The sequence below is a fragment of the Tibeticola sp. genome, from assembly GCF_022759015.1.
GTDB lineage: Bacteria > Pseudomonadota > Gammaproteobacteria > Burkholderiales > Burkholderiaceae_C > Tibeticola > Tibeticola sediminis.
Window position 1 is genome coordinate 1 of the sequence record NZ_JAEMQB010000034.1, and the last position, 7,120, is coordinate 7,120.

Consider the following 7,120-nt stretch of genomic DNA (forward strand, 5'->3'; position numbering starts at 1 on the left):
GGCTCAGGCTCAGGCTCAGGCTCAGGCTCAGGCTCAGGCTCGGGCTCGGGCTCGGGCTCGGGCTCGGGCTCGGGCTCGGGCTCGGGCCGAGACGTATCAAACCGCTCGACCTCGGCGCGTATCGTGCCGAGCGTCGGGACGACGGCGTTCAACGCGTCGGCGCAACCGGAACTGACCTCGGGCAGCAAGGCGAGCCACTCGGCTTCTGCCGCCCGACATCGGACCTCCAGCGCTGACGCACCGAGCATCTCCGCCCCGAGGCGCAGGCCGCGCAGCGCATCGAGCGCCTGGGCCAAGGCTTCGAGCGGCCCCAGCTCGGCGGCCCCATGCCGCAGCGCATGCTCGATCCGCCCCAGCAGACGCGTGGCATCGCGCCGATAGGCATGCAGCAGCTCGGCGTGGCTGGCTCGGGAAAGGCTGGACGTCATCCGACCGGCTCCGGGCGGGGTGCCAGTCGCGCAGGGTCAAGACCCCGCACGACGCTTCGGGCGCGCGAGCGGTGCCCCCTCCGGGACGGTGGCGGCCGGGATCTGGGCGACGCGGTGGGCACGGCGGGCCTTGGCGGCATAGAGTTGCGCGTCGGCGCGCCCCAGCGCCTCTGCGGGCGTGCGGGCGCCGTCCAGTGCCGCAACCCCCGCGGAAAACTCGGCCCAAAGCGGCGTACCGTCCACTTCCAGCAAGGGCTGGCGTTGCAGCCGCTGGCGTATGCGCTCGACCACCGCCTCCGCCTGGTCATTGGTGACATCGGGCAGAACGAGCACGAACTCATCGCCCCCGAAGCGAAATGCGGCGTCATAGGGGCGCAGCTCGGCCCGCAATGCGGCGGCGAAGGCCCGCAGAAAGTCGTCGCCCACCAGATGACCGTATTGGTCGTTGACGGGTTTGAACCGGTCGAGGTCGATCAGCACGACGGCGCACCGATGCACGGAACGCTGGGAACGCGCGTGTTCGGCGGCCAGGCGCTGGTAAAGCGCGCGGCGGCCGGGCAGCCCGGTGAGCGCATCGAGGCCGGCGTGCTGCGCCGCCAGCTCGATCTCGATCTCGGACAACTGCTGCAGCGCATCCAAGCCAAGCGCAATCAGCTCGTCATAAAGCGCGGGTGCCTCGGGGTCGCTCGGGTCCAGACTGGCCAGCGCGGCCGACCGCGCGTCCGCCCGGGCAAGATCGTCGCTGAGGCGTTCGCGCGCCGCTTGCAGCGCCGGTGTTTCGACGGCCGCTGCGAGGGCCACCGACAATTGCTGGTGGATGCGACCAATCGGCATGACCGCCACCGGCCCCGGACGCAAACGGTAGACGCCCTGCCGCAACAGCGCCTGCAGCCATGCGACGAGTTCGGCCCGCGTCGCGCGGATCGCGGCGCCGGCGCCGGCCGCCCACTCGGGCGCGGCTGCCGCTTCCAGGTCGCGGCGCGCCGCGCCGCTGAGCGTCGGGCTCGAAGCCGCTTCCGTGACACCCAGTGTGTCCGCTTTTTTGGTGGATGGCAGTGATTTCTTGGGTTGGAGCGCTGACATCTTGACGCCTCTTTGCCGGGATGCGAGTGTTCTAGCAATAGGCGTGCCATCCATGAATCGTCGCCAGTCACTCCTTTATTGATAGCTACAAATCGGCATTTGACGCCGGCATCCGGCCAAAAAAGCTTGAAATTGACACGGTCGGACTCCTGACGCAGCCAGCGCAGGCATCGGGGGGCTCATCGGCTGACGGAAACCAGAATCTCGCCTTGGGCGCCCACCACGCCCGAGACCACACGCCCGGACTGGCTGTTGCGCGCGAGGATGCTCTGCCCCTCACGACCGTTTTCCATCGCCACGCCCGTCGCGACCAGCCGCACGCCCGCCCCTTCGGCAACGATCGCCACCGCCTGTCCGGAGCGGACCATCTGCGCACCGGTGAGCATCGGCGCGGTCAGCGGCTGACCGGCGGAGACGGCATAGCGCAACACACGCCCCACGGCCTCTTCGGGCTTCGAGAGGGCCGACGGCGGCAAGGCGGTTTGTTCCGCCGGCACCGCGCGCAGGTCCTCTGCCCGCAGCACTTGCCCGGCTCCGAGCGCGCGGGCCGCAACCAGCGCGGCGACGCGGGTGCGCACCCGGACCGGCACGTAAATGATCCAAGACGGGCGCCCTGGACAGGCCACCTCGACCGTCCGCGGACCGCTCGCGGGAGCCAGCCCCAGGTCCCGCGTGCGCAACGGCTCGCCGCAGGCGGGTAAGCGCAGATCGGGGGGTGGTCCGTCGAGGATGACTTCCACCTCCCCGCCCTGTCCGAGCGCCGCACGGGTATGCGTCTGTACCGCCTGCCGCACGACATCGAGCGATTGCCAAGCGCCCGCCGCCGGCGCAGCGGCACAGAGGAACGCAAGCCCCAGGAAGAGGCCACCCATTGCTGCGGCCCACCGGCTCGAGGCGCGCGCACTTGCGCTTCCTGGGCAGGCGTAGGCCGCTTGTGTCGATCCTTGCTGACCGAAAACCATCGTGAATTCCCTGGAAATTGAAGAAGGCCGAGCGGAATCCAACTCCGCCGCATACCACCCTCGGCCTACGAGCAAGCAAGTTCTGTTCACACCCCAAGCCAAGGAGATGGCGTGACCGGTGACGGGCGTTACAGGCACCGAGCTTGCCGCCGAGCGGCAAAGCTTTGCCGCTCTCGCGCCGCCCAGAGGCACCCGGACGGTCCCGCGCCACCTGCAGCTCCAGTAGCCACGAACCACTGGGTGAACCTGGCACGCTTCATGCAACTTGCCTGCCCAAACGGCCCAACGATCCGCCATGAACGCACCGAACGCTCTCGACCAGTCCTTCGCAGCGCTGCAAGCGAGCCTGCACCTGCGCGCGCAGCGTCAGCAATTGCTCACGGCCAACATCGTCAACGCCGACACCCCGGGCTACAAAGCCGTCGATCTGGACTTCCAAAAGGCGCTGGCCCAAGCGCTCGGGCAAGCGCCGCAGAGCTTGGCCATGAAAGCGACGCATCCGCGCCACTTGCCCGGCGACCTGAGCCCCGCGGGCGGCTCGGCGATTGGCTTCCAGCAGGGCAACCCGGTTCGGCTCGACGGCAATTCGGTCGATCTGGATCGCGAGCAGTCCGAGTTCCAGAAAAACAGCATTCACTACGAGGCCGACCTGACCTTCCTCGGCGGAAAGATCAAGTCGCTGCTGTCGGCCATCACCGGCAACTGAAACCACCCTGAACACTCGCCCGGAATCGCATCGCCATGTCCCTCTTCAGCACGCTCGACATCGCCCACTCGGGCCTGCGCGCCGAAAGCGCCCGGCTCAACGTCGTGGCCAGCAATCTCGCGAATGCCAACTCGGCCACGAGTTCGAGCGGCAAGCCCTATCGGGCCCGCGAAGTGGTCTTCGCCGCGCAGCCCCTGCGGCCGGGGGCAGGGCCCGTCGGCGCACAAGGCGTGACCGTCGCTGCCGTGGTGGAACGCCCGGGCGAGTTGCGCCGGGTTTACGAGCCCCAACACCCGCTGGCCGACGCGCAGGGTTACGTGGCCTACCCCAACGTCAATCCCGTCGATGAGATGGTCAACATGATCTCCGCCTCGCGGGCTTACCAGGCGGACGTCAACCTCATGAACACATCGAAGAACCTGTTGCTCAAAACCTTGACGCTGGGTCAATGAGCCCACCGGATCGGCCACTTTCCCAGGAGACCCCATGAGCAGTTCGCCCATCAACAACAACCCCCTGCTGGCTTCGCTGCAGGGTTCGAGTGCGGCGTCCTCCAAGACCAGCGGCAGCGCCGCGCCCTTCGGCCCCTTGGCCAACGTCGACACGTTTTACAAGTTACTGGTCACGCAGTTGACGAACCAGGATCCGCTCAACCCGATGAGCAACCAGGACCTCTCGGCCCAGCTGGCGCAATTCAGCACCGCCAGTGGCGTGCAATCGGTTCAGGCCTCGCTGGCCAGCTTGGCTGCGCAGATCAGCCAGAGCCAAGGCTTGCAGGCGGCCAATCTGGTCGGCCGCACGGTGGTGTTCGACAGCAACAGCCTGAGCCTGCCCGCGAGCGGCAGCGCCGCCGCGGGCTTCACGCTCGATGCCGCCGCAAGCCGGGTCGACGTCAGCGTGGTCGGCGGCAACGGCCAGACGCTGCGCCGCCTGAGCCTGGGGCCGATGGCCGCCGGCGTGCAGAACTTCACCTGGGACGGTCTCGATTCCAGCGGTGCCCGCGTGCCTGCGGGCAGCTACAGCTTCAAGGTCGAAGCCGCCGACGCGACCGGCGCTGCCGTCACCGCCTCGCCTTTTGGCGCGGGTCGCGTCCAGTCGGTCCTGCTGCAAGGCAAGGATGGCCCCGGCGTGCAGATCGAAGGCCAGAGCCAACCCATCGCCCTCAACCGCCTCCAAGGCGTCGTCTGACGCCCGCGCTTCACGCATCGAACGACCCTCAAGCGAAAGGCTAGACATCCATGAGCTCCTTCCAAACCGCCCTCTCTGGCCTGCGTGCCGCCTCGACGAACCTGCAGGTCCTCGGCAACAACATCGCCAACGCGAACACGGTGGGCTTCAAGCAATCGAATGCGCAGTTCGCCGATGTCTATGCGCAGGCCATCGCCGGCGCGGCGCCGCAATACGGTCAGGTCGGCATCGGCACCAACGTGCAAACCATTGCCCAGCAGTTCTCGCAAGGCAACATCCAGACCTCGAACAACCCTCTCGACGTGGCGATCAACGGCGCGGGCTTCTTCAAGTTCGACTACAACGGCAGCGAGGTCTACGGCCGCAACGGCCAGTTCCAAATCGACAAAGAGGGCTATATCGTCGACGGTGGCGGCGCAAAGCTCATCGGCACGCCGGCCGTCAGCGGCGCCCTGACCGGCGGCTCTGGCCCGCTGCAAATCACCGCCACGAGCCTCGCGCCCAAAACCACGACCAGCGCGACGGTCGAGCTCAACCTCAACGCCAATGCCCCGCTCATCAGCAGCGGAACCGCGTTTTCGATCACCGACCCCAAGAGCTACAACTATTCGACGACGACCACCGTTTACGACAGCCTGGGCACGCCGCACCTGATGAGCACTTATTTCCGCCTACAGACCTCCGGCGGCACCGGGCAGACATGGGATGTGTATTACAGCGTCGACGGCACGACCAGCAGCGGCGGCATCACGAGCGGAGGCCCGCTGACGATCCAGTTCAGTTCCACCGGAACGATCAGCGGCACGGCCAGTGGCTCGATCGGGCCTCTGTCGTGGGCGGACGGCGCATCGGGGTCGACGATCGCGCTCGATTTCGCCGGCTCCACCAACTATTACGCACCCTCGGCCGTCAACAACATCGTCAACAATGGGTATGGCCCCGGTCAGCTCAGCAATCTCGCCATCGACCCGAGCGGCATCATTTTTGGCCGCTACACCAATGGACAGTCCGCGATCCTCGGGCAGGTCACGCTGACGAATTTCCGCGCGCCGCAAGGCTTGCAACGCCTGGGCAACAACTATTTCGCCGCCACCTATCAGTCCGGCCCACCGCTGACTGGGGTTCCCGAGGCGGCCGGCTTGGGCTCGTTGCAGGCCGGGGCCATCGAGCAATCGAACGTCGAGTTGGAGACGCAGCTCGTCAACCTGATCGTGGCCCAGCAGGCTTACCAGGCCAATGCCCAGACGATCAAAACGCAACAGCAGGTCGTGCAGACCCTGTTGAACCTCTAAGCGCCAAAGGACGCCTGAGTCATGGACACGCTCTGGATCGCCGCCACCGGCACTCGCGCCGTTCTGGCGCGCCAGGACATCGTGGCCAACAACCTGGCCAACGTCAACACGAACGGCTTTCGCGGCAGCTTCGCTGAATTTCGCGCCTTGCCTGTCTATGGGGGCGTCCTGCCCAGCAACGTTTATGTCGCACCCGACGAGCCGGTCGCCGACCTGCGCACCGGTGCCATCAACGCCACCGGGCGGGCGCTGGATGTCGCGATCAAGGGCAGCGGATGGCTTGCGGTCCAGGCGCCCGATGGGGGTATCGCCTACACCCGCAACGGTCAGCTGCAAATCAGCTCGAGTGGGCTACTCACCACGAGCGATGGCCACCCCGTCCTCGGTCAGGACCGGCTGCCGATCACGCTGCCGGTGCTGCAGGAAATCCAGATCGGCAAGGACGGCACGGTCGCGGGCATCCCGGCCGGAGGCACCAGCAGCGCCAGCGTGGTGTTCAACCGGCTCTTGCTCGTCGACCCGCCCGCGCAGACGGTGCAGCGCGGCGATGACGGGCTGTTCCGGGTCAGCGGCGAAGCGCCCGAGCCCGACGCCCGGGTGCAACTCGAAGCGGGCGCCCTCGAAGGCAGCAACGTGAACGCGGTCTCGACCCTGATCCAGATGATCGAAAACAGCCGCGCCTTCGAAGTCCAGACCAAGCTCATGCACACCGTCGACCAGAACGCCCAGGCCGCCAGCCAGCTTCTGGTCGTGAACTGATCGACCGACTCCCTAGACAAGGTTTCCCCATGCTGCGTTCCCTCTACATCGCCAAAACCGGACTGCAAGCCGAGCAGCTTCGGATGGATGTCATCTCGAACAACCTCGCGAACGTCAACACCAACGGCTTCAAAGGTTCGCGGCCGGTCTTTCAAGACCTGCTGTATCAAAACCTGACCCAGCCCGGTGCGCAGTCGTCGCAGACCACGCAATACCCCTCGGGTTTGCAGGTTGGAACGGGGGTACGCCCGGTGTCGACCGAACGCCTGATGTCCCAGGGCAACCTGACACAGACCGGCAATTCGCTCGATCTGGCCATCAACGGCAACGGCTTCTTACAGGTCTTGCGCGCCGACGGCACGATTGCTTACACCCGCGACGGCAGCCTGCAACTCAACAACCAAGGCCAGCTCGTCACGGGCGGCGGCGACCTCATTCAGCCGGCCATCACCATTCCGCAAGCGGCGCAGTCGATCACGATCGCGAAGGACGGAACGGTCTCGGTCACGTTGCCCGGCCAGGCCGCACCGCAGCAGGTCGGCACGCTGCAGCTGGCGAGTTTCGTGAACCCCGCCGGCCTGCAGTCGATCGGCGACAACCTGTATCTGGAGACGGGATCGTCGGGCGCGCCCAACACCGGACAGCCCACGCTCAACGGCCTCGGTGCCGTGCAGCAAGGCTTCGTCGAAGCGTCCAACGTCA

At 66.7% G+C, this 7,120-nt stretch carries 9 protein-coding genes; 6 read left to right on the forward strand and 3 right to left on the reverse strand.

Going from position 1 to position 7,120, the window contains the following annotated elements:
- The 3 genes from JHC36_RS02020 to flgA form a co-directional block, all read right to left on the reverse strand.
- Positions 1 to 428 (reverse strand): hypothetical protein (locus JHC36_RS02020; protein WP_503006767.1); only part of this gene is annotated, 428 nt, incomplete at its 3' end.
- A gap of 36 nt (positions 429 to 464) precedes the next feature.
- Positions 465 to 1,511 (reverse strand): GGDEF domain-containing protein, encoded by a 1,047-nt coding sequence (locus JHC36_RS02025; protein ID WP_287915209.1) that lies wholly within the window; start codon positions 1,509 to 1,511, stop codon positions 465 to 467.
- A 179-nt stretch (positions 1,512 to 1,690) separates the two neighbouring features.
- On the reverse strand, positions 1,691 to 2,383 hold the full coding sequence (gene flgA / locus JHC36_RS02030; protein ID WP_287915212.1) for a flagellar basal body P-ring formation chaperone FlgA: 693 nt from the start codon (positions 2,381 to 2,383) through the stop codon (positions 1,691 to 1,693).
- Between the two features lie 385 nt (positions 2,384 to 2,768).
- On the opposite strand from flgA, the gene flgB reads away from it, so the two are divergent.
- From flgB to flgG, 6 genes are all read left to right on the forward strand, one after another.
- Positions 2,769 to 3,179 (forward strand): flagellar basal body rod protein FlgB, encoded by a 411-nt coding sequence (flgB, locus tag JHC36_RS02035; RefSeq protein WP_287915215.1) that lies wholly within the window; start codon positions 2,769 to 2,771, stop codon positions 3,177 to 3,179.
- 35 nt (positions 3,180 to 3,214) lie between these two features.
- On the forward strand, positions 3,215 to 3,631 hold the full coding sequence (gene flgC, locus JHC36_RS02040; protein WP_124221283.1) for a flagellar basal body rod protein FlgC: 417 nt from the start codon (positions 3,215 to 3,217) through the stop codon (positions 3,629 to 3,631).
- Positions 3,632 to 3,665: 34 nt separating this feature from the next.
- Complete coding sequence (locus JHC36_RS02045; protein WP_287915221.1) at positions 3,666 to 4,367, forward strand: flagellar hook assembly protein FlgD; 702 nt, start codon at positions 3,666 to 3,668, stop codon at positions 4,365 to 4,367.
- A gap of 50 nt (positions 4,368 to 4,417) precedes the next feature.
- Positions 4,418 to 5,659, forward strand: a complete 1,242-nt coding sequence (flgE, locus tag JHC36_RS02050; protein WP_287915224.1) for a flagellar hook protein FlgE — start codon at positions 4,418 to 4,420, stop codon at positions 5,657 to 5,659.
- A gap of 21 nt (positions 5,660 to 5,680) precedes the next feature.
- Positions 5,681 to 6,418 (forward strand): flagellar basal body rod protein FlgF, encoded by a 738-nt coding sequence (locus JHC36_RS02055; protein ID WP_287915228.1) that lies wholly within the window; start codon positions 5,681 to 5,683, stop codon positions 6,416 to 6,418.
- 29 nt (positions 6,419 to 6,447) lie between these two features.
- Positions 6,448 to 7,120 (forward strand): flagellar basal-body rod protein FlgG (gene flgG / locus JHC36_RS02060; protein ID WP_287915229.1); only part of this gene is annotated, 673 nt, incomplete at its 3' end.

Coding starts and splice junctions, on each gene's coding strand:
- JHC36_RS02025 (WP_287915209.1), bottom strand. CDS start 1,511: ATGTCAGCGCTCCAACCCAAGAAATCACTGCCATCCACCAAAAAAGCG.
- flgA (WP_287915212.1), bottom strand. CDS start 2,383: ATGGGTGGCCTCTTCCTGGGGCTTGCGTTCCTCTGTGCCGCTGCGCCG.
- flgB (WP_287915215.1), top strand. CDS start 2,769: ATGAACGCACCGAACGCTCTCGACCAGTCCTTCGCAGCGCTGCAAGCG.
- flgC (WP_124221283.1), top strand. CDS start 3,215: ATGTCCCTCTTCAGCACGCTCGACATCGCCCACTCGGGCCTGCGCGCC.
- JHC36_RS02045 (WP_287915221.1), top strand. CDS start 3,666: ATGAGCAGTTCGCCCATCAACAACAACCCCCTGCTGGCTTCGCTGCAG.
- flgE (WP_287915224.1), top strand. CDS start 4,418: ATGAGCTCCTTCCAAACCGCCCTCTCTGGCCTGCGTGCCGCCTCGACG.
- JHC36_RS02055 (WP_287915228.1), top strand. CDS start 5,681: ATGGACACGCTCTGGATCGCCGCCACCGGCACTCGCGCCGTTCTGGCG.